This window comes from Tenacibaculum halocynthiae, assembly GCF_964512825.1.
GTDB classification, from domain to species: Bacteria; Bacteroidota; Bacteroidia; order Flavobacteriales; family Flavobacteriaceae; genus Polaribacter; species Polaribacter halocynthiae.
The window spans coordinates 1-22272 of record NZ_CAZELG010000033.1; the positions used below are offsets into that span (position 1 = coordinate 1).

The following is a 22272-nucleotide window of genomic DNA, read 5'->3' on the forward strand; positions in this document are numbered from 1 at the left end:
GCATGTATAATAACCTTAATCCTCTCTTTTGTGCTTTCTGGTTTAGTACTTAAATTTACTACTTTGTAAACTTAAGACTTGTATAATTAATTGCTTACGGATTTGTTCTTTCAGACAAATCTCGCAGACAATTAATTTCAAATGTTTTAATTACTTTTACGCTAAAATAGCGCAACTAACCATACACAAATACGTTGGCATTAATTAGAAAATGAAAATCAGAACGAATAAAATAATGGACGGTTATCTCGAAGACTTAGGATATAATTTTTGGGAAAAGTCTGTTGATTTGACTGATGGTCTAAATAGAATAATAAAATGTAAAATTCTAAACGAAAAGGATTTAACCATTTTGAATTCAGGTAGTCAATTTATTCCTGAAGTTCCAATTGAAAATTCAATTGATAAGTGTGAATACGAAGATTCCGAAAATCACTTTCACATAGATGACTATGTGGCTCATAGAATAAATTATAATGACTTACACTTTTTAGGTCTTGGGCTTGAATTTACAAAGCAATTAACAAAGAGACTTGAAAAAGAATTCTCAAAAAATCACTATAGAATAATACTTTCATTTGGAAAAGTGGAAGACACTGATGTTTATGAATTCGGAAATTGTGTAACTCGCTTTTATTCGATTCGTGAAGATGCTGAAAAAGATTTTAAAATCGATGATTTGAATAGCTTCAAAGAGGAGGGAATTATAGAAATTGAAATAAATAACTAATGCCAACAACACCTAAACTGCATTAAAACGCAGCTTAGCTAAAACGTTGGCAGCAACTTAAACCAAGATTGTGCTAAAATAGAAATTATGAAAAAATTAAAATTCAGTATTATTATAGTTCTACTCACTTTAAATGGTTTTGCACAGAAAAATTGTGAATACCAAATTGATAAAAAAAGAATACTTGAAAACATAAATTTAGATAGTTTCTTGACTGAATTTCAAAATGAACAATTTGTTGTTGACAATGACAAAAAATCAATACCAAAACACGTAAAAAAAGAATTAGATTGTATTGCGTCAGAATTTAGTATTGCAAATCCTAAAGAAGAATATCAAGCTGGTTGCAATGTGGAGAAAGACAAACCGAAAAGACAATTAATATTTCTAGCAAAAAGCAAGGATATTTTAATATTGACTTATGCTACTGGAGGAATTGGAAGTTCAACACATTTTCTTTTTATTAAATACGATTCAGAAAAAATAATTGATTTATGGACTGGAGTCGGAATGGGAATTATTAAACACAAATCTTTAAAAGAAATTAGTAAATACATTTCATCACAGCGAGACAGAGAATGGGGATTGAACACAAATATCGTATCAATATAAAAAGTAGCTGCCAACACCGTGTATAATTCATTGCTAGTACTCGCCTACTTACGAAAATCCTCGCGGATTTTCTATTCGGTTTGTATTTGCTAATTTAGTTGCTGAAACACGCAACGAAATCATACACAAGACCGTTAGCCATAATTTAAGAAATGACCGTACTTACAGCAAATCAAGTAAATGAGCTTTGTGTTTTTATAGAAAACCGAATTGAAAAAAATGGATGCGACCACTCTTTAAAAAACACATTTGAATGGGTTGAAAAAAATGGAATTAATAAAGCTGACTTAATTGATATTTTGGAATCTAATGGTGGATTTTGCGACTGTGAAGTGACATTCAATTTACCAGAAGATTGTGATTTGGAACTTGAACCTGACAATAAAGAATTAGATTCAAAAAATCCTTTCAAAATACCTATGAATTTCCAACAAGTCGAGAACAAGGTTTACACAAAAGCAATATTTTCGAATTCGGAGTATGGAAACAATAATTACACAAAAAATGGAGAATTGCTGATTCCAGCGCCTTTTGGATTTAAACCAAAAAAGCGAGTTAGAAAGAGTATGCACTTTTTTAACGGAACTGAATCTGAATTACCATCTGAAATCGGAATCGTTAAGGAAATTGAACCGACCACTGGAAAGGAGTTTGCTAAAAATATTCGAGATCTAAAATTGGAATCTTTTACAAAATTTTCAGAAAGAGATGCAGAATATTATTTCTCGAGAATAGAAAAAATAGAAATCGGAAAGCCAATGGGAACACATTTTATGGAACGAACAGGAATTGGCGGAACGAAAATTGAATTGAAAATACATAAAGTAATTTTTAGAAAATAAAAACTATGGCTAACAACGTATAAAATTAATGCGTAGTTTAGTGCTTAATCAAAAGTTAGTGCTCTTTTGTTACGTCTGATTTTCCTGCGGAAAATCCTCGCACACAAAACCGCACTAATCTTATACAAAACCGTTAGCAACAAGTACTCGACTTAAAAAACATTCTTTTGAAAATTAAAAAGAAAAAAGAGCATATAAGAAAACAGATTTTATTAAAAATTAAATACTATCGAAATTCCAGAGGAATAACATTTTTTGAAAATTCAAACAAGTCACTTGAAGAAAAATTAAAGTTCGAAAGTAATGAATTAGAAGTTGTTTTAATAAAGCTTAATAGACAAAAAAGAATATTGTTAACTACCAAAAACATTTACTATTTCAATAAAAAAAGTGTTCAAAAGATAGTTGGAAAAAATATCAAACGATTTGATTATATGGAATTTGTTAATGGAGAAAAAATAATAGAAGAAAAGTCAAGAATAAAAATTTTCTGGTTAAGATTTAAAATGAATTTTAGAGTTGGAACTTATAGAATTGTAGAAAGAAATAACTCATTTATTGAATTAAAAATATGGAGGACAAATTTTGCGGACTGTTTGAATGACGGAATAAAGAAATTAAAATTTGTTGTAACAAAATATGAAGAAGTATAAACCAGTTGCTAACAAAATGTATAATTAATTGCTTACGGATTTGCTCCTTCGGACAAATCTCGCAGACAATTAATTTCATCTATTTTAATTACTTTTACGTTAAAATTACGCAACTAACCATACACAAATACGTTGTACGCAATTTGAGAAAACTAACAATCATATCGTTTTTGATTATACTCTTTAGCTGTAAACAAAAAGAGGAAAAAGTAATATCGGAATTTACCGAGCAAGACGCATATGAAATAATAAATGCTCATCTTATTGGGCAACTGAAAAAGAATGATGCAGACTCGATAATATATTGGAATAACCGACAATTGAAAAGTCCAGAATTTGAACATACATTTATAGAATCTGATAGAATTTTAAACTTTACTGAAATTCCGGCACCTTATCCAATTTTCACTTCTGAATATTGGGAAACAGATAAGATAAAAGGTATAACTGTAATGAATTGGAAAGAATACGATTCCTTCTTTGAAAAAAATGATTCTATTGATTTAGAAGCGTTATGGGATTCAAAATTTAATGGAGAATTTATTCACAATGTTTCCTTTCCAATTTACAACACTGAAACTAAAATTGCTGTTATCAGAGATTACGATTATCGACCATTTCTAATTTGTGGAACTGGATTGGATAACTTGTATTACTATAAGAAAACAAAAAAAGGATGGACAATTCTGAAATAAAAAACTGCGTACAACAATGTATAACCGCAATTACGACGGATTCAACTGCGTCCGAATCCACTCGGAATTGCAAACGTCAGTGCTTAACCGAAAAGTAGTAATTTAAAACCCGTAACTGACGGTTATACGAGACCGTTGTACATAATGTAAAAAAACGGTTCAGAAAACTGAAAAACAACAGAATTGAAAAATAGAATTTCTATAACTGAATATCTGAAAAATGATAAAACACAACGTTTAATTTATGGCGGAATTTTACTCTTATGGATATTTGTTGGACTGAATTTCGTAAAATATAAATATGACTTTAGTCCATTTTATTTTGATATTTTTTACGCGATGGTCATTCCTACGATTATTCTGATAGCACCAATTATTATGAATAGAAAAATATTTTGGTTATTAGCTTTCGGATTTACACTATTACACGGAATTTGGACAACATATAAAATTACATTTGACTTTTCTGTGAATTTCCACAGAGATTATATTCCTAATCAAACGTGGAATTTAAAAGATATCGGAATTTCCGTCTTGCTAATTATAGTCTCATTTTTAGCAACTTGGATTATTTGGAAAATGAAACCTATGAACAAAAACACTATGCACAACACCGTGCATAATTAATTGCTTAACAAGTTTTTCCTTCGGAAAAACCTCGTGAACATCAAAGGCTTGTAATTATTAACTATTTATTCGCTAAATTCACGCAAACAAATCATGCACAAACACGTTGTGCGTCATTAAAGCAAATCCCATAAAAAGAAAATGAGTCGAAAAAAATGGACATCTGAAAAAATATTCAATCGTCTACTGAATAACAAAACTCAAAAAACATATTGGGAAAATATTTCTGAATTAAGAAGAAGACCAAATCAATATGTTTTTGAAAAGGCTTATGAATTTGCTAAGTCAGATAATGATAAACAAAAAATTATTGGACTTTATATACTTCAACAATTAGGTTTCGACCCAAGATATAACAAAAAACAGACTGTTGAATTACATTTTGAACTTCTTGAAAAAACTCAGTCAAAGAATGTTCTTAAATCTATTTTTCACGGAATTGGTCATAATAATGACGAATTAAGTGATAAACATATTTTAAAATTAATAGATTTTAAAAATGTAAAAGATATTGATATTAAACACGCTTTGATTTCCGCACTTTCGGGTATAGAAAACTCAAAAGCTATCAATGTTCTAATTAGTTTTACAAAAGACAAAGCTTCTTCCATCAGAAACTGGGCTACTTTTGGAATAGGAAACCTAATAGAAACTGACAATATAGACATTAGAAATGCCTTATGGAATAGAGTTAATGATGATGACTTTGAAACTAAATCTGAAGCGATTGTTGGATTAGCCAATAGAAAAGATAAGAGAATTAAGAATATCATTATTTCCGAATTAGAAAATGGAGATTATGGAACTTTATTATTTGAGGCTATTTTGACTATTAAAGACAAAGATTTTTTGCCATTATTGAATAGGAATTTAGAAATCGCTAAAAATGATAAGGACGATATTAAAAACGGTTGGGTTTTGGCTTTAGAGGGAACAATAGAAGAATTGGAAAAATAACGAACGCACAACAATGGCTATAGTTAATACGGGTTTTGGTGCTTAACCCAAATTTTAGTGTATTTTTATAAAGTCCGCCAAATCTTTTGATTTGACTTTACAACAAAAAAGATAAAACAAAATAAAAAGTTTTGGCTAAGTGCTTAATCGGAAATTTAGTAATTTTAATTCCCGTACTAACCATAGCCGAAACCGTTGCCACCAATTATGAAAAACATACTGCTCACAATAATATTCGGACTTTTATTTTGTATTCCGACTTTAAGAAGAACTGTGGTAAAAACAACTAATTTTTAACCAAAGTACTTCTATAAGTTTAATAAAATGTTTGTTTATAAAAACTAACTCTGAAAAAACATTAATCAATCAAGATTCTGTTGGTTTTATTAACTTTTCAGAAATGATTTGGCTTAAATGACTTCTACAAATCTGTGCTTTTTAACTTAATCGAAATTTATCAACTTATTTATTTAGTAATTGAATTTAATTAAAGCTTAATTTTTAGTTAGTGATTTTTTTATTTGATTTATTCTAATCTAATTTTTATTATTTTTAAAAACTTAACAAGCACTATTACAGCATATTGCTAATTTTATTTTTTAGTTGTAGATTTGATATTAACATCCAAATGAAAAATGAAGAAAAAGTTACTTTTTATCACATTATTAACATCAAGTATATTCTATTCTCAAACTCAAATAGGTAAAGATATTAATGGTGAAGCTGCAAAAGATGAATTTGGAATGAGTGTAAGTTTATCATCTGATGGAAACATCATTGCTATTGGAGGTCCTAATAATAACACAAATGGTACTAATTCAGGTCATGTTCGTATATATAGGAACAATAAAGGAATTTGGGAACAAATAGGATCTGATATTGATGGAGAAACATCATTTGAAAGCTTTGGTAAAAGTGTAAGCTTATCATCAAATGGAAATACTATTGCTATTGGAATTCCTTATAAGGATACAAATGGAGATAATTCTGGTCATGCTCGCGTTTATCAAAATAAAAATGGTGTTTGGACTCAAATAGGTCAAGGCTTTAATGGAGTTGAAGCTGGAGATCTCTTAGGAACAAGCATTAGTTTATCTTCTGATGGAAACATAGTTGCTATTGGAGCTCCAAATAATGATACAAATGGCACTAATTCTGGTCTAGTTCGTGTTTATCAAAATAAAAATGGTGTTTGGGTTCAAATAGGTACTGATATCCATGGAATCAAATCAGAAGATGAGTTTGGGGTAAATTTAAATTTATCTTCTAGTGGAAATATTCTAGCTATTGCTAATAACAATAGGGATAATACCAATTCAAGTAATGTTCGTATTTTTCAAAATAACAATAATACTTGGACTCAAATAGGTTCTGATATTAACACAGAGTTAGCAGGAAACTTTACAAATTCTCGCAAAAGCTTGTCTTCTTTAAGTTTGTCGGAAAATGGAAATATTATAGCAATTGGAAGTATTCATCATAACTCAGGTTTTACTCACTTAGATTATGTATCCATATACCAAAATAATAGTGGTATTTGGGAACAAATAGGTACTGATATTAAAGGTGAAGCTGAAAGTGATCAATTCGGAAGAAGCGTAAGTTTATCTTCTGACGGAAATATTATAGCAATTGGAGGTCCTATGAATACCTCTTCAAAAACTTTAATTCATTCAGGGCATGCACGTATTTATAAAAACATAAATAATGTATGGACCCAAATGGGTATTGACATTGATGGAAGAGTAACAAATAACTTATTAGGAACTAGTGTTAGTTTATCATCTGATGGAAGTGTGTTAGCCATAGGAGGCCCTGATAATAATGGTTATGATAATCATTTAGGACATGTACGTGTTTTTAATTTATCTGGAGTTTTATCTACAAATGAAATTATTGAATCAACTACAAAACTATATCCTAATCCAGTAACTAATAAGCTTACTATAGAGTTAAAAGAAAAACTACAATTAAAAAAAGTTACTGTTTATAATAGTATGGGAAAATTAATTTTAACAACAACTAATCAAATTATTGATGTAAATAATTTATCCAAAGGGATCTACTTTATTAGCATTGTAACTAACAAAGGAAAAACTAATACTAAAATTATTATTAATTAAGTTATTAAAATTTATAGTTGAGTTAATTCTATATTAAAACAATCTAGCCTATTATAGTTGTTTTTTGACTAGCTACATTTTTTAGTCAAAACCTTACTTATAATATGAGTACAAAATGAATGTATCCTTATAACTTTATTTATACAGATAATCAGTTTTTAAATAAAAGATTTATAAAAAATGGTATAATTACATATTCATTAAAATATCATTTAAAATAAAAACTAATTTCCATACAATTAAACCCAAGTGAAACAATCAAAATTAATACTTCCAATAATCGTAATCTCTCAGTTCTGTTGCACATCTCTATGGTTTGCAGGAAATGCCGTAATGAACGATCTTATCATAAGTTTTAACCTTAACAACAGCGCTCTTGGACATTTAACATCAGCTGTACAATTCGGTTTTATTTTTGGAACGCTAATCTTTGCTGTTTTAACTATTGCTGATCGTTTTTCGCCATCAAAAGTCTTTTTAACCTGTGCGCTTCTTGGTTCAATATTCAATTTTGGAGTTATTTGGAATGGAAATAGTTTAATAAGTATACTTTCTCTTCGTTTTATAACTGGTTTTTTTCTAGCTGGCATCTATCCAGTAGGAATGAAAATAGCTGCAGATTATTATGAAAATAAATTAGATAAATCACTTGGTTTCTTAGTTGGTGCTTTAGTTGTTGGCACAGCATTTCCACACTTAGCTAAAGAAATGACAGAAGAATTTGAATGGAAATATGTACTTATATTAACTTCAGTATTTGCCCTATTAGGTGGTTTGTTAATGGTTACGTTGGTTCCAAATGGTCCATTCCGAAAACCTATAATCCAATTAGATTTTTCAGCTTTTTTTAGTGTATTTAGAAATCATAAATTTCGTTCTGCTGCCTTTGGTTATTTTGGACACATGTGGGAATTATATGCCTTTTGGGCATTTGTACCAATTATTCTAAAAACTTACAATGTTAAACATCTAGAAACAGAATTTAATATTCCCTTATTATCATTCTTAATAATTGCTATAGGAGGATTAGCTTGCGTATTAAGTGGGTACCTTTCTCAAGTATTTGGAACTAAACGAATAGCTTTCATTGCTCTTTTATTGTCTTGTACTTGCTGCCTTATTTCACCTATAATGTTCAATACTGAATCAGAAAGTGTTTTTATTGGTTTTCTTTTTTTCTGGGGATTTTTTGTTATTGCTGATTCTCCTCTTTTTTCTACATTAATTGCAAAAAATACATCTGCAGAGATAAAAGGAACTGCACTTACCATTGTAAATTGTATTGGTTTTTCAATAACAATAATTAGTATCCAACTTCTGAATATTTTGTATACTAAAATAAATCCTTTATATATTTATACAACTTTAGCAATAGGCCCTATAATAGGCTTAATAGTATTAAAAGAAAAAACAGCACCTATTAGAGTCATTTTTATGCAAAAACTTAAATATAAACATTCAAATGAACAATAGAGCTTCTAAAAATTCTAAATGACATACAAAACAGAAATTCTGAAGCTTAGAAAAAAGCATGTGAATACATTGATATAATAGTAAAAAAAGGATTTCTTTCCAAGAGAGTATTTAGGTGATGAATTGTTTTTTCAAATTTTCACTTTACCTGAATCAATTAATAACTTGAAAAAGTAAGAAAAATTTGGCTTTATGGAAGTAATTAAAAAAGAATACCTCCAAAAATTGGACAAATGGAATCACTAGAATATTTTGATATCTACACTTCCTACAATCTAAAATTATTCCCTTACGAATTAACAAAATGTAAAAAATTAAAAGATAGAAAACTAAATACTAAAGTTTTATTTGATAATTTTAAAAACAGAAAAACATTTTTAAGTGAACTAGCAAAACAAATTTTATTGGACTTATATCTTAAAAGTATATATTTTACAGAAAACAAAAATTTGAAAAATATGTAACTAAATTTAAGACTTAAATACGCAGCGAAATCATAAAAAATATGATTCGGTATGATTAATAGAAAAACTGTTGAATACTAATAAACTCGAATTGAACTTTGTTTCTTTAGTTGTATCAATAACCTTGAAAAAGATTTTAATATATCCTTCTATAAATTTTTAATGCTCCCTATTTCAACTAAATCTAAATTCAAATCGAATTCATTCAGTATATAAAATTAAATACATAGATTTACAATGTATTGTTTTTTTATGTATATTTGTTCTATGCATTCAAAAGAACTACTTAAAGGAACACTCTCCGCTATTATACTGAATTTACTTTCAGAAAATGAAAAGATGTATGGTTATCAAATGTTTCAGCAGGTAAAAGAACTATCTGATGGAAAAATTTTACTAAAAGATGGTTCACTATACCCCGCTTTACAAAAAATGACTAAAAATGGTCTTCTATCTTATAAAGAAGAATATATAGGTAAAAGGGTTAGAAAATATTACTTTCTAACAACCAAAGGTAAAATGGAAAAAGTTCGATACCTTGAAGAGTTAAAAGACTTTTTGACTACTCTTAATAAACTTGTTTTTCCTGAAATCAAACTTGCATGAAATTAACTACTGATCAAGAAAATAAAATTAAAACTCTTGTTGAAAATCAAGGATTAAAAATCAAAACATTAAGTGATGATATTATAGATCATTTATGCTGTGTTATTGAAAGTCAACTAGGAAAAGATAAATCATTCGAGGACTTGTTAGATAATGCTCTAATGGATTTAGCACCGAATGGTTTAATTGAAATTCAACATAAAACAATTTTTTTACTTAACTCTAAACGAATAATAATTATGAAAAAATTAATGTATTTAATTGGATTTATTGGTTCAATTACACTAACCGCAGGTGTAACTTTAAAATTACTTCAAATGCCTTTTGGAACAGAACTATTTACAATTGGTTTTTTAACCTTACTTTTAATATTTGTTCCTCTAATAGCCTTTGACAGATACAAAGTTACTTTATCTAAGTCGATTTCTGTAAAATTAAAAATAATATTAGGAGGAATAGCCTCAATTATCACAGGACTTTCAGGTCTATTTAAGTTAATGCATTTACAGGGAGCAGACTTATTATTAATTCTTGGAGCATTCATATTTGGGTTTGGTTTTCTACCTTTCTATTTTTTTACAATGTATAAAAAATCAGTCTCTTAAAATTATATTCTAAATAGTTGGTAACACTTTATTATCAACAGTAAATTAATTATTGGTAACAAACCTTAAGTATCGTTAGCTTCTTTTACTTTATATTTTATTTCTTAATTTAGATATTCCATTTCACTACTTAAAAACTAGTTTTAAGGTAGTTGTATTTATAAATACCAAAATAAAAAATGAAAGTAACATTAATTAGCATACCAGTTAGAGATCAAGAAAAAGCTTTAAATTTTTACACAGAAATATTAGGCTTTATAAAAAAGAAAGATCTTCCTTTAGGAGGTGGAAATAGGTGGCTAACTTTAGTTTCAGCAGAATGGCAAGATGGTCCAGAGATATTATTAGAACCAGCTCCTAATCATTTTAAACCCTCAAAGGTTTTTCAAGATGCTTTAATGGATGCTGGATACCCATATACTCAATTTGATGTTAAAAATGTTGATGCTGAGTATGACCGATTAACAAAACTTAATGTAGAGTTTAGTATGAAACCAACTAAAATGGAAACTGTAAAGGTTGCTATTTTTAATGATACTTGCGGAAATAATATACAATTAGTTGAAAAACTCTAAAAACATTTATCTAGAAGAAAAACACACATCTTCATTAAAAAACAAGCAATTTGAATGATTAAAACAATATTTAAAATTACTAAAATGGATTGTCCATCAGAAGAAAATTTAATTCGGATGAAAATGGATGAATTTTCAAGTATAACTCATTTAGATTTTGATATTACTAATAGAAAATTGACAGTTTTTCATTTTGACCAATTAATTCAAATAGAAAAAGCTATTGTTGAATTAAATCTTGGTGGAAAAAAAATTTCGTCAGAAAAAACAGATCAAACAAATTTTGGAGAAAATAAGAATCAGAAAAAAACACTTTGGTCAGTACTTATAATAAATTTCTCTTTTTTTATTATTGAAATTGTTTCAGGACTTATTTCAAGATCTATGGGATTAATTGCAGATAGCATAGATATGCTTGCAGATAGCTTAGTATATGGAATTAGTTTATTTGCAGTTGGCGGTACAGTAATAAAAAAAAAGAAGATTGCTAAAATTGCAGGCTATTTTCAAATAACTCTTGCAATTATTGGTTTCATAGAAGTGTTAAGGCGTTTCTTTGAAAATGAAAAACTTCCTTCATTTTCAATAATGATTTTTATATCTATATTAGCTCTTATTGCTAACGGTATTTGTCTTTATATTTTACAAAAATCAAAAAGTAAAGAAGAAGCACATATGAAAGCAAGTATGATTTTTACTTCAAATGATATAATCATTAATTTAGGGGTAATATTTGCCGGTATTTTAGTACACCTGTTTAGTTCTAATAAACCTGACTTAATTATAGGTACTATAGTTTTCGTTTTAGTTATTCAAGGTGCTTTTAGAATATTAAAACTAAGTAAATAAAAGGAAGTAGTTATTAATTCTTCCTTTTATTCTTTTTAAACAATTATCTGTAAGCAACAGCTACATTCTCTGCTCTAAAAGATACTACATCTCCCCAAATACAAACTCCTGAAAATACTACTGAATTTGTATTTGCAGCTAAAGTAACGGTTCCATCAGATTTCATTTCTGGTGCAGTTAAAGAAACCTGCTTTATTGTATTCTCTGCATCTAAATTATACGTTTCAGTTTTAACTACTACTCCACTTTTCAAAAGGTTAATTGTTACAGATGCAGTTTTTCCCTGAAAATCTGTAGAAAAGTTTAATTGAGTCATTGCTTCTTTTGCTGTTGTTGAATAAATAGTTGATGTTACAATTCCCATAATAATAAGTTTTAAGGTTAATTTATATATTCATTTATTAGAAATACTAATAGTTTTTCTAACAATACTTCAAATATCTATAGAGATACTTAAGTAAATAAATAAAATAGCACGACGCATTTATTTTTTATAATAAAACACCTATTACGTGGAACCAAATTTTAATAGCCTATAAAAATTAGCCTACTAAAACATATAAAGTATTACTTATTCATAACAATAAATATATCATTAATTTTACAAGTGATTAGCCTATTGTTTAATTTACTAAAGATATATATTGCATAAACAAAAGGTATTACAAGAAATATTAAACTAAATTTAAAATAACAAAAGACTTTACTTATGAATTCTAAAAAATATTTATTGCTACTTTTTACAATAATCGGATTACAATATGTTGTAAATGCCCAAGAAAATAAAGAGCTTTTTACAATATACCTGGTTAGACATTCTGAAAAAGATGTATCTCCTGCCAATCGTAAAAATCCTCCACTTACTAAATGCGGGGAACAAAGAGCAAAAAACCTTAATAAATTCCTTGAAAAAGTAAATTTAGATGTTATATATAGTACCAATTATATTCGTACTAAAAACACTGCAAAACCAACTGCTGACGGTAAAAATATGCCTATCAAAATATATAACCCAAGAGAGCTTACTCAATTTTCAAAAACATTAATTGATAAAAAACAAGATGCATTAGTTGTTGGCCATAGTAATACAACTGGTGTATTAGCAGGATTATTGGTTGGAGAAAAAATTAAGCCTTTTGATGAGAGTATTTATAATAGGATTTACCAAGTAGTTATACATAAAAAAACAGGGCGCTTACATATATTAAATACATCTTTTTCTTGCGATAACTAATAATAATATTCTTAAAATATGAATTCAAATTTGGTTGAATATATTAAACGATATATTAGTATTTCTGACACTGAAATAGAATTATTTCAATCGCATTTAAAAGTTAAAAAAGCTAAAAAAAAAGAGTTTTTACTGAACGAAGGACAGGTTTGTAAGTCTAGATATTTTATAACAAAAGGCTGTTTGCGTTTATTTTATATTGATACTAAAGGTAATGAACAAATTATACATTTTGGAATTGATAATTGGTGGATTACAGATTATGAAAGTTTAATAAACAAGGTTCCATCAAAACTATACATACAAGCAATTGAAGATACCGAAATACTGGAATTAACTATAAATGAATTTAATAAACTTTGTAATGTTTTACCAAAAACTGAACGTTTATTTAGAATAATAATGGAGAAAACATACATAGCAATTCAAAAAAGAATCGAATTTATTTATAGTCTTTCTGGTGAAGAAAATTTCAATAAGTTTGTTACAGAAAACCAAAAATTTACACAAAGAGTACCGCAATATATGATTGCTTCTTATTTAGGAATGTCTCCTGAATTTGTTAGTAAAATAAAAGCTAAAAACAAATAATTTCATTTCTTAATCTTGATTAATATTTTTCATTAAATGCTATTTTACTTTTGTATTAAAATAAATACAAAATGAAAAATATAACCTTATGCTTAGTCTTTCTAACTTTTTTTAGTTGCATCAAACAACAAAAAAATAACAGCATATCAAATAAAACTAACATAATTCAACAACAAGAAAAAATGAAATTAAAACTTATCGATCTAAACCTACCAACCATTGGGATTTTAATATTTGAAGGAGTAATTATTAATGAAGTTATTGCTCCTTTAGATGTCTTTTCAAACTCAAGTATTGAGCAAAAAAAACTTTTCAATGTTATTACAATTGCTCCAGAAAACAAAACATATAAAAGTGCTCATGGTTTGAAAATTAAGCCTGATTATATTCTAAATAATGTACCTCATTTAAAAGTTCTAGTCGTACCAAGCTCTTATACTCCTAAAAAACAAGCTAACAACAAAGAACTTGTTAACTTTATAAAAGAGCAAAATAAATCAACCGACTATATTGCTAGTCATTGCGCTGGAGCCTTTTTAATAGGAGAAACGGGAATTGCTGACAATAAAAAAATTGTAACCTATGTTACTGGAGGGAAAGCATTAAAAACTGAGTATCCAAATTTAAACGTAGCAGATGACAACAAGGTTTCTGTAGTTCAAGATGGAAAGTTTATTTCTTCAAATGGTAGTTTGGTTAGTTATATTGCTTCATTCGATTTATTAGAAGAATTAACAAATAAAGAACATCGAAAATTTGTTGAATCATCAATTTTATTTGATAGAATCAAAAACCATAATTAAAATTTCACTTTATTTTCTACTGAAACTTCAGAGCCTTCTAACAAAAACACTGAGGTAGGCTTTTGATTTCTTAAAAAAAGAAAATCTTTATTATACGTTTCTAAAAAATTTACATCTATTTTATGATTGATTACTGGGTAAAATTCCCACTTTGGGTGTTTTACCTCGTATTCAGTTGTTTTATTATTGTTTTTTGAATATCCCCAATAATGTTCTGCAATAAATTCGATCTCAGATTTTTTTTCTATTTTTTCTAAATTATTTAAAGCTTCAACCTCAATTGAATTCCATTCATTATTTATTTTCCATTTATATGTAATATTCATTTTGTTCTTCTTTAAATTCCATAAATGTTTCATTTCAAGTGTTTGATAATTTTCATTATAAATAGTATTTGCGACAAAAGTTATAGCAGCCTTAGGAACAATTTCTTTTATAAAAACCACTCCTCTTTTTATCTCTCCTTCTTTTTCTTTTTTCACATAAAACCTAAGATTCACCTCTTCGAAATTAACATGAAAAGGAACCTTAACACCTAATAACCTTGTATTTAAAAACATAAAACCAACTACACTTACATAACAATTCCCTTCAAAAAAATCCAGATCTGTACCTAAAGGTAAATAAGGCTTTAATACACTTGGATTTACTTCATAATTTATCATTATTAATTTTCGCCACTCAGCTCTTAAGAAACTCATATTATTAGTTTTTATAATTTAATATCCTCCTCCACTTATTAGTCTCTGCAAATTCTTTTATCGTTTTATTTCTTTCTAAAAGAAAATTAGTCATGTATTTTTTAAGAAATAACATATCAACAAACTTTCCAAGAACACCAAATGGTGAAGTATATTCTAATACATCAACCAATGTAGTTACATTCTCTTTAAAAGAGAAATAATGTTCATGCTTAAAACTTTTAAATGCTCCAGAAACCATTATATCTGCAAAAAAATCAGCCTCTTTACATCCAGTTACTTTAGAAGTGAAATTTTGGTAAACTCCTAAATGTCTTGCTCTCCACGTTACCGTTTCATTTAATTCAATTAAACCAGATGTTCTACCTGCAATTGCTTTTTCATTTGTTTTTTTTGTAGAAATTTTATGCAACTCTATACTCCTTGAAAGATCAAATACTATTTTTTTTGCTGCTTTTATTTTTGTGAATAATAATATCGTAGGCATGTTTTAAATTTTAAATTCGTTAAAAGTATTTGTAGAAAACTTAAATCCTAAACTTAATAACTTCTCTGGGTACACTTTTCTACTTTTTAATAATAATTCAGGTTCTGTACCTATAAGCTTAGCACCTAATTTCAATATCCATTTAGGAGAATTAATACCAAAACAAACCTTTAGCTTACTTCGTAATTTATTTTGAAATTCATTATTTCTAATTGGGTTTGGTACGCATATATTATAAATACCTGCTTCTTGTTTAATTAAAAAACTAATAGCTTTTATATAATCTTTTTCAGTTACCCAACTTATAAATTGATTTCCATTTCCTTGTTTACCACCCAATCCAAACTTTGTCATACTCTTCATTAAAGGAAACGCACCTCCTTTATTTCCTAAAACAATAGAGGTTCTTGTTATTATTTTTTTTGTTTTAGGTAGTGTATAACTATTAAAAACTTGTTCCCATTTTTTACATACATCCATAGAAAAATCTATTCCAATATCTCCTTTACTTTCTGTCATTAATTTATTTTCTGAATGCCTATAAATAGTAGCTGAAGAAGACTGAATAAATACTTTTGGCGGATGTTCTAAATTTTGAATTACTTCACACAATATAGCTGTACTATCTAACCTACTTTGATAAAGTAGTTCTTTATTTTTATGATTATACCTGCAGTTAACTGACTTACCAGTTAAATTGATTAATACATCAGTATTATTAAGTAATTGTGCCCAATATCCTTTAGAAACTCCGTTCCACTGTAAATAGCTAACATTATCACTATTTACTCTTTGTTTTCTACTTAAAATGTAAATTTGATTTTCTTTTTCTTTTTTAAAATATTCAGTAAGCAACTCTCCCAAATATCCAGTTCCTCCAGCTATTACTATTTTCATGACTCTATATATTTATAATAATTAATAAAACAATTAACCTATAAATTATCCATGTATAGCTTAAATAATTAGGTAGTTTTAATAATTTTACTCTTCTTTTATGCTCAAAAAACATGAGAGAAACAATACCCATAAATGAAATAACAACAATTATTTCTGGTATATTTATTACCTCATTTAAAAGAACTAATTGTAGTATTCCTAAACAACCTATTAAAGAAACTGTCATTAAATTTCCTACATAATTTATAATAGTTTTCGAATCGATTTTTAATAAGAATAACATTTGAAATACTATTTGACTTGCGGTAATTATAAGTTCTCTTTGATAATTAGCAATTGGTAAACTAGGTATAAAACTTGAAAAAGTTAATAATACATACGCAATCATCAATATTGAAAAAACGATATACAAAACCCTATATTTAATATTAAAATCAGGAATACACTCTAATGACTCATTTTCTTTTATTTCAGAAGGAATTATTACTTTTCTGTTATAAGAAATAAAAGAATATAGCTTTTTTAGAAAAAAGTAAATAGGTTTGAATTTTCCTACTCTTTCAATAAATGGAAAAGAATTTCCAATTACTTTTAATAAACTATCAATACCATATATTACTTTATGACTTTTAGTATCAACCAGTGCTATTTCATTGGTTGCCCTTTTAATATCTACATATATTTTTTCATCATTCGTAATTTTTTTAAATGGCTTCCTACCATTTCCATCTAACATTCTCGATTTTATAAAACCAGATGTATAAACATTACATAATGGACAATCATCATCATATAATAGTGTGTAGTTTTCTAGTGTTTTCATAGGTTATTTATTTTTTGTTCTTAATGATTCTAAAAAGTATGAAAAGTATAAAGCAATTATCATTGGTAAAATAATATAGAGTATCACTCCTAAATAACCTCCTAAATTAACATCCATATCTATAATCCAAACCATTCCATACAATAGAACGACTAACCAATATATCATTAACTTATTCTTACTTTTTTTAGAAAAGTTTTTAATAAAAAAAAGTAATACAAAAGCTATTAGTAACTGATAAGCTCCTAGAATTACCTGTACAAGTAATCCCAAGTAAATAGTAAGGTACATTACTATAGTAGTTACAATTAATACTCTATTTAGTTTTTTTAAAATATTTATATATTTCATATTTTCAGAAATTTTTGAAAGTTTATTTGTAAATTTTTTTATTTCTTTATCATTTTAGTAAAACTTGATAATAACCAATGTTCATCTGCTTTAATAGCTTTATCTAAAATTCCATTTACAGTATTTGTTACAGATGATAAATCTCCCATTAATTTTTTAAACTGTGTCGCCTCATCTGACTCCTCTTCTATATCATTCTTTAATTCATCTAAAACTTTAAGTACAGGCTCTACCTCTCTTCTTTTACGTTCTTTTGTAACTTGTTTAAATAATTCCCAAATATCTTTATCAGCCACAAAAAATTCTTTCCGCTCTCCTACTACAAATTCTTTACGAACAATCCCCCAATCAATTAATGCACGCACATTCATATTTACATTACCTCTTGAAATTTTAAGCATATCCATAATATCATCAGCTGATAGTGGCTCTGAAGAAACTAACAACAAAGCATGAACTTGTGCCATAGTTTTATTTATGCCCCAACTAGTTGCTAAACTTCCCCAAGTTTGAATGTATTTTATTTTAGCTTCTTGTAATTTCATGCAACAAATATATAACAATTTTTAGAACTTTCAATAATTATTGAAAATAAAATATATCTCTATGGTAAAACAACTTTTTATTACAAGAAACATGTACTCTAAATATTTTTCGTATTATTTTGTAATATTTTTAATTCTCAATTTACTAATTAAGAAAATACAATTTTGAGTAACGATTTTTATATAACATCTATTCTACCGCATGCAGGAATAATTATAAAAATTTGCAGAGCATATACAGACTCTCAAGAAGATTTTGAAGATTATTATCAGGAAGCTTGTTTACAAATATGGAAGAGTAAAAATGCATTTCAAGAAAAATCAAAATGGTCTACTTGGATTTACCGAATAACATTAAATGTTTGTTTAACTTTAGTAAAGAAAAACAAAAAAAAAGAATATGATTTAAAATATCATGTAGATAAATCAGAAGAAAATAAAGCTTTTGAAAATGAAAATTTAAATTTATTATATGATGCAATTAAAAAACTTTCTGAACTTGATAGAGCTATCATCTTATTGCATTTAGAAGAAAACCCTTACAAAGAAATTGCCGAAATTATTGGAACTAGCGCTAACAATATTGCGGTACGAATAAACAGAATTAAAAAACAATTAAAAGATTTATTAGATGGAAAAATCAATTGAAAAAATATGGAATGATGCTTTTATAAATGAGCAATCATTAATAGCGCCTAAAATAAATGACTTATATAATCAAAAGTCAAAAACAGTTATAAATAAAATTAAGAGAACTTATGAAATTGACAACAAAGGTTTAATACCTATGGCAATTGTATTGGCTATAGTTATGTCATTTCTTTCTGAGGCGATTATTGGAATATATTCTTCATTATTAATAGTAGCTTTGTACCTATTTAATAAAAAACTATTAAATCAATTTAATACTATTGATGTAAAATCAGATAATCTAACTTATTTAAAAAATTATAGAAAAATTATTTCTTCTATAACTTCATCTACTAAAAAACTTTTTGTTTTTGCCATTCCAATGGCCGTTTTATCAATATTTTTAATTGCTTTTAGTATTAAAGAGAAAAGTTTTCTTTCAAAATTTATTAGTTCAGATACAACTTTTATTGAGTTCTTTGGTATTGGTTTACTAATCGCTATTTGTGTTTCTATTATAGGTATAATAATTTTTACACTATCTACTAAAATTTTGTATTCAAGTCTTATCTCAAGACTAGATATAATAATTAAAGAAATGGAAGAATTAAAAGAGTAAAATTATATCCAACAAAAAGGTATTAGAAACTAATTGCTTACTAATACCTTTTATATATTTAAACTTGTTTTATAGAACTCTATTTACTTGACAGTTATAACAACCCGGATTGGCATTATGAACTTGTATATAACTAACTAAGGTATTGTTAAAAGTTTTCTTTATTTCTCTTTCCATCTCTCTCCCTTCAAGTATTTTAGCATCTATCATCATTCCGTTCTTATCATAAACCCTTACAGATTGTAATCGCTCAAAAAGTATTTGAGGTACTTCATTAATCTTTAAATTAACTTTTTTTGAATTCTTTCTAATAAAAATAGGACCACTTGCCTTATAGGGTGAATTCACATTGTGGTATTTAAAAGATAATAATAAAACTTCTTCTCCTATTTCTGCATCTTTAAGAGTAACTCTACATGGAAAACCTGGCTTTTCATCAACAACTATTTTAACTATACCTTTTAGAAATAGTTCTTCTTTACTTAAGTTAAATAATTCATTAAAATTATTTTCAATTGCTTCTATTTTAAAATTGTTATTCATACTCTCAATTGTTATTACTCTAAATCGTTTAATTTAATTGATTCATAAGTATTAATTGCTATTTTTCTTTCAGTTCCCCATCTATAATTACCCATATTACCATCACTTTTAATAACCCTATGACAGGGTATTAAATAAGCTATTGGGTTTTTACCAATTGCGGTACCAACAGCTCTAACAGCTTTAGGCTTATTAATCATTGCTGCAATGTTTTGATAAGCGAGTAAGTTAGATGAAGGTATTTGTAATAGTGCTTTCCATACTTGAATTTGAAATGGTGATCCTATTAAATCTAAACTAATTGGTGTATTAGGTATTTCCCATTGTTTAAAATATGATTGTAAAGACAATGCATTATTAAATGTTTTATTTATAAAAATAGCTTCTGAATATTCTTTTTTAAATTTATCTATACTTAAAAGATCAAATGAAAAACTACAAATACCAATTTCTGTTTCAGCTACTGTAGCCATTCCAAAAGGTGTTTCAATCTCTCCATAATATATTTTCAAATCCTTACCTCTTTTTTTAAAATCTCCAGGAGTACACGCTTCAATTTTAACAAATAAATCATGTAATCTACTATTTCCTGATAACCCAACACTATAAGAAGTTTCTAATGTACTCTGCCCTTTTCTTAAAGAACTTTTAGCTTTCTCAATTGTTAAATACTGAAGATAATCTTTAGGACTAATTCCAACCCACTTTTTAAAAACTCGCTGAAAATGGTACTTGCTCAAATTAACATGATTTGCAATTTCTTCTAGCGACGGCTGTTCGCTTCTAAATTTTTTAATAAAATAAATAGCCTTCGTAATTACATCAAAATGGTACTTGTTTTCCATACTACAAAGTTTAGTTTATTCTCTTCTTATTTCAATCCGATTATTGCTTGTTTAAGTATAAATCTTTAATTATTTTAATATGATGTAAATCGTGCCCTAGAATATGATATCCTAAAGCCCTTGCGCTCGCTTGGTTTCCATTTGCTACTCCTATACGTTTCAATGCTTTATCTGACAAACCTTTAAATAATGCTATTGTTGATAATCTTAATGCCTCATATTCTTCTAGAATACTTTCAATTGTTCTTTCTGAAGTATCTGAATTAAAATTATAATCTTCTTGTTCAAAACCAGGAAGGTTAGTTTTATCATTTCTAGCAAAAGAAAGAGCTCTATACCCATATATTCTTTCATCGTCAATTATATGGACCAAAACTTCCTTTACTGACCACTTATTTTCTGCATATTTAAAATCTAGTTTTTCGTTTGATAAATTATTAATTAGCTTTTTTGTTTGATGTAAACTTAATTTTAATTGTTCAATAAGACTTACATCTTTTTTTACTAATTTCATATACATTTCAGCATAAGCTGGGTATTCATTAGGTAATGGAAACTCTATTTTTTTTATCATTTACTTAATTTTTAATAATTATACTTCACTTAATCTTGTTTAATTTTTAATCAAATTAAAATATTATTAACTATATATAATTTGAATAAATTTACACTAAATATAAATGGAATATGAAAGATAAAGAAAGTAGTTATAAAACGATTATTACACAAACGGATAACATATCATTGATAAAGTGTGGAGAAACAAAAGTTATGCGTATATCTCATTTTTTATCAAAAAAAAATAATGAGGTTCTTTATAATTCAATATGTAAAGAAGAAAAAAACTTTAAAAGCTATGAATTTCCAGGATCGGATACTAAAACATCAACATTTTTAGAACTAGGTTCAAAAAGCAATAATAATTTAATTGGTGCCTTAACTCAAAAAGCTTATAATACTCTTAATAAACAAATTATTAAACAACTTCCTTCTATATTTAACACACTTGACATCAATCCTTTTCCTGTTACAAAAATTCCTTTAACCTTTGTTAATTGTTCAGATGGTCATTATGGAGCCCCACACGCTGATTCAACAAATGGACAATACCAAATTTCAATTCTTTATTATTTCAATAGTATTCCTAAAGTATTTAAAGGTGGAGATCTTCAGGTATTCAAAACAGATACTAGCTCTCCAGAAGGATATAATAATCCCCCTCTTTTCACTATTGACTTTGAAAATAATTCACTAATCATATTTGCATCAGAAACTTTCCATGGAATAACTAAAGTTAAATCAGACTCAGATGATTTTTCCGATGGTCGATTTATTGCAGTTGGATTTCTGAGTTCTCCTATTGGAAACAACATTAAATAATTAATTTAA

Annotated in this window: 29 protein-coding genes; 19 read left to right on the forward strand and 10 right to left on the reverse strand. The window is 27.2% G+C overall.

From position 1 onward, the window contains the following. The first annotated feature begins 235 nt into the window (after positions 1 to 235). The 13 genes from ACKTTQ_RS12480 to ACKTTQ_RS12540 all read left to right on the forward strand — a co-directional run bounded on the left by ACKTTQ_RS12480 (position 236) and on the right by ACKTTQ_RS12540 (position 11811). The gene (locus ACKTTQ_RS12480; protein ID WP_408049381.1) at positions 236 to 730 is read left to right on the forward strand and encodes a hypothetical protein; all 495 of its coding nucleotides are present in this window, start codon (positions 236 to 238) and stop codon (positions 728 to 730) included. Between the two features lie 87 nt (positions 731 to 817). Further along, positions 818 to 1342: a hypothetical protein gene (locus ACKTTQ_RS12485; RefSeq protein ID WP_408049382.1), complete on the forward strand. Its 525-nt coding sequence runs from the start codon at positions 818 to 820 to the stop codon at positions 1340 to 1342. A 152-nt stretch (positions 1343 to 1494) separates the two neighbouring features. Then, complete coding sequence (locus ACKTTQ_RS12490; RefSeq protein ID WP_113785818.1) at positions 1495 to 2184, forward strand: DUF2695 domain-containing protein; 690 nt, start codon at positions 1495 to 1497, stop codon at positions 2182 to 2184. A gap of 167 nt (positions 2185 to 2351) precedes the next feature. Next, positions 2352 to 2837, forward strand: a complete 486-nt coding sequence (locus ACKTTQ_RS12495) for a hypothetical protein (protein WP_408049383.1) — start codon at positions 2352 to 2354, stop codon at positions 2835 to 2837. A gap of 170 nt (positions 2838 to 3007) precedes the next feature. Beyond that, positions 3008 to 3532 carry a hypothetical protein gene (locus tag ACKTTQ_RS12500; RefSeq protein WP_113787781.1) on the forward strand — a complete coding sequence of 175 codons (525 nt, stop codon included), beginning with the start codon at positions 3008 to 3010 and terminating at the stop codon, positions 3530 to 3532. Between the two features lie 183 nt (positions 3533 to 3715). Beyond that, complete coding sequence (locus ACKTTQ_RS12505; RefSeq protein WP_408049384.1) at positions 3716 to 4159, forward strand: hypothetical protein; 444 nt, start codon at positions 3716 to 3718, stop codon at positions 4157 to 4159. Between the two features lie 141 nt (positions 4160 to 4300). Further along, the gene (locus tag ACKTTQ_RS12510) at positions 4301 to 5116 is read left to right on the forward strand and encodes a hypothetical protein (protein WP_299137043.1); all 816 of its coding nucleotides are present in this window, start codon (positions 4301 to 4303) and stop codon (positions 5114 to 5116) included. 635 nt (positions 5117 to 5751) lie between these two features. After that, positions 5752 to 7239: a T9SS type A sorting domain-containing protein gene (locus ACKTTQ_RS12515; RefSeq protein ID WP_408049385.1), complete on the forward strand. Its 1488-nt coding sequence runs from the start codon at positions 5752 to 5754 to the stop codon at positions 7237 to 7239. Between the two features lie 249 nt (positions 7240 to 7488). Beyond that, positions 7489 to 8712 carry an MFS transporter gene (locus ACKTTQ_RS12520; protein ID WP_408049386.1) on the forward strand — a complete coding sequence of 408 codons (1224 nt, stop codon included), beginning with the start codon at positions 7489 to 7491 and terminating at the stop codon, positions 8710 to 8712. Positions 8713 to 9443: 731 nt separating this feature from the next. Beyond that, entirely contained in the window at positions 9444 to 9782 is a 339-nt protein-coding gene (locus ACKTTQ_RS12525) for a PadR family transcriptional regulator (RefSeq protein WP_176974388.1), read from the forward strand. Then, positions 9779 to 10387, forward strand: coding sequence for a hypothetical protein (locus ACKTTQ_RS12530; RefSeq protein WP_408049387.1), 609 nt, complete (start codon positions 9779 to 9781; stop codon positions 10385 to 10387). Before ACKTTQ_RS12525 ends, ACKTTQ_RS12530 begins: the two co-directional genes overlap by 4 nt. A 179-nt stretch (positions 10388 to 10566) precedes the next feature. Next, entirely contained in the window at positions 10567 to 10962 is a 396-nt protein-coding gene (locus ACKTTQ_RS12535; protein ID WP_093870574.1) for a VOC family protein, read from the forward strand. A 54-nt stretch (positions 10963 to 11016) separates the two neighbouring features. Next, on the forward strand, positions 11017 to 11811 hold the full coding sequence (locus ACKTTQ_RS12540) for a cation transporter (RefSeq protein WP_408049388.1): 795 nt from the start codon (positions 11017 to 11019) through the stop codon (positions 11809 to 11811). Between the two features lie 43 nt (positions 11812 to 11854). Here the strand turns inward: ACKTTQ_RS12540 and ACKTTQ_RS12545 are convergent, their stop codons facing one another. Further along, complete coding sequence (locus ACKTTQ_RS12545) at positions 11855 to 12175, reverse strand: hypothetical protein (RefSeq protein WP_113785645.1); 321 nt, start codon at positions 12173 to 12175, stop codon at positions 11855 to 11857. Between the two features lie 345 nt (positions 12176 to 12520). On the opposite strand from ACKTTQ_RS12545, the gene ACKTTQ_RS12550 reads away from it, so the two are divergent. The 3 genes from ACKTTQ_RS12550 to ACKTTQ_RS12560 all read left to right on the forward strand — a co-directional run bounded on the left by ACKTTQ_RS12550 (position 12521) and on the right by ACKTTQ_RS12560 (position 14439). Then, positions 12521 to 13045, forward strand: coding sequence for a phosphoglycerate mutase family protein (locus tag ACKTTQ_RS12550; RefSeq protein ID WP_299135549.1), 525 nt, complete (start codon positions 12521 to 12523; stop codon positions 13043 to 13045). Between the two features lie 18 nt (positions 13046 to 13063). Then, positions 13064 to 13636, forward strand: coding sequence for a Crp/Fnr family transcriptional regulator (locus ACKTTQ_RS12555; RefSeq protein WP_093870570.1), 573 nt, complete (start codon positions 13064 to 13066; stop codon positions 13634 to 13636). Positions 13637 to 13818: 182 nt separating this feature from the next. Beyond that, on the forward strand, positions 13819 to 14439 hold the full coding sequence (locus ACKTTQ_RS12560; protein WP_218131770.1) for a DJ-1/PfpI family protein: 621 nt from the start codon (positions 13819 to 13821) through the stop codon (positions 14437 to 14439). Here ACKTTQ_RS12560 and ACKTTQ_RS12565 read toward each other — a convergent pair. The 6 genes from ACKTTQ_RS12565 to ACKTTQ_RS12590 are packed head-to-tail and all read right to left on the reverse strand — an operon-like array spanning position 14436 to position 18246. Then, entirely contained in the window at positions 14436 to 15140 is a 705-nt protein-coding gene (locus tag ACKTTQ_RS12565; protein WP_408049389.1) for a YqjF family protein, read from the reverse strand. The two genes, ACKTTQ_RS12560 and ACKTTQ_RS12565, sit on opposite strands and share 4 nt — an antisense overlap. Before the next feature lie 4 nt (positions 15141 to 15144). Next, complete coding sequence (locus ACKTTQ_RS12570; RefSeq protein WP_408049390.1) at positions 15145 to 15627, reverse strand: SRPBCC family protein; 483 nt, start codon at positions 15625 to 15627, stop codon at positions 15145 to 15147. 3 nt (positions 15628 to 15630) lie between these two features. Beyond that, positions 15631 to 16524 (reverse strand): TIGR01777 family oxidoreductase, encoded by an 894-nt coding sequence (locus ACKTTQ_RS12575; protein ID WP_408049391.1) that lies wholly within the window; start codon positions 16522 to 16524, stop codon positions 15631 to 15633. A 4-nt stretch (positions 16525 to 16528) separates the two neighbouring features. Beyond that, entirely contained in the window at positions 16529 to 17350 is an 822-nt protein-coding gene (locus ACKTTQ_RS12580) for a thiol-disulfide oxidoreductase DCC family protein (protein ID WP_113785639.1), read from the reverse strand. Positions 17351 to 17353: 3 nt separating this feature from the next. Further along, the gene (locus tag ACKTTQ_RS12585) at positions 17354 to 17701 is read right to left on the reverse strand and encodes a hypothetical protein (RefSeq protein WP_113785638.1); all 348 of its coding nucleotides are present in this window, start codon (positions 17699 to 17701) and stop codon (positions 17354 to 17356) included. A gap of 38 nt (positions 17702 to 17739) precedes the next feature. Further along, positions 17740 to 18246: a GbsR/MarR family transcriptional regulator gene (locus ACKTTQ_RS12590; RefSeq protein WP_113785637.1), complete on the reverse strand. Its 507-nt coding sequence runs from the start codon at positions 18244 to 18246 to the stop codon at positions 17740 to 17742. A 165-nt stretch (positions 18247 to 18411) separates the two neighbouring features. On the opposite strand from ACKTTQ_RS12590, the gene ACKTTQ_RS12595 reads away from it, so the two are divergent. Continuing rightward, entirely contained in the window at positions 18412 to 18894 is a 483-nt protein-coding gene (locus tag ACKTTQ_RS12595) for an RNA polymerase sigma factor (RefSeq protein ID WP_093870562.1), read from the forward strand. Further along, positions 18878 to 19495 (forward strand): hypothetical protein, encoded by a 618-nt coding sequence (locus ACKTTQ_RS12600; RefSeq protein WP_408049392.1) that lies wholly within the window; start codon positions 18878 to 18880, stop codon positions 19493 to 19495. The genes ACKTTQ_RS12595 and ACKTTQ_RS12600 overlap by 17 nt, the downstream gene beginning before the upstream one ends. A 69-nt stretch (positions 19496 to 19564) precedes the next feature. On the opposite strand, the gene ACKTTQ_RS12605 is transcribed toward ACKTTQ_RS12600, so the two are convergent. From ACKTTQ_RS12605 to ACKTTQ_RS12615, 3 genes are read right to left on the reverse strand one after another with little or no spacing between them, the layout of a single operon-like run. Next, a complete protein-coding gene (locus tag ACKTTQ_RS12605; RefSeq protein ID WP_113785636.1) occupies positions 19565 to 20038 on the reverse strand; it encodes a DUF1203 domain-containing protein in 474 nt (157 codons plus the stop codon). A gap of 14 nt (positions 20039 to 20052) precedes the next feature. Then, the gene (locus ACKTTQ_RS12610; protein WP_408049393.1) at positions 20053 to 20883 is read right to left on the reverse strand and encodes a bifunctional helix-turn-helix domain-containing protein/methylated-DNA--[protein]-cysteine S-methyltransferase; all 831 of its coding nucleotides are present in this window, start codon (positions 20881 to 20883) and stop codon (positions 20053 to 20055) included. A 40-nt stretch (positions 20884 to 20923) separates the two neighbouring features. After that, on the reverse strand, positions 20924 to 21457 hold the full coding sequence (locus ACKTTQ_RS12615; RefSeq protein ID WP_408049394.1) for a DinB family protein: 534 nt from the start codon (positions 21455 to 21457) through the stop codon (positions 20924 to 20926). A gap of 113 nt (positions 21458 to 21570) precedes the next feature. Here ACKTTQ_RS12615 and ACKTTQ_RS12620 point away from each other — a divergent pair, with 113 nt between their 5' ends. Continuing rightward, the gene (locus ACKTTQ_RS12620) at positions 21571 to 22263 is read left to right on the forward strand and encodes a 2OG-Fe(II) oxygenase (RefSeq protein ID WP_408049395.1); all 693 of its coding nucleotides are present in this window, start codon (positions 21571 to 21573) and stop codon (positions 22261 to 22263) included. Positions 22264 to 22272 lie beyond the last annotated feature (9 nt).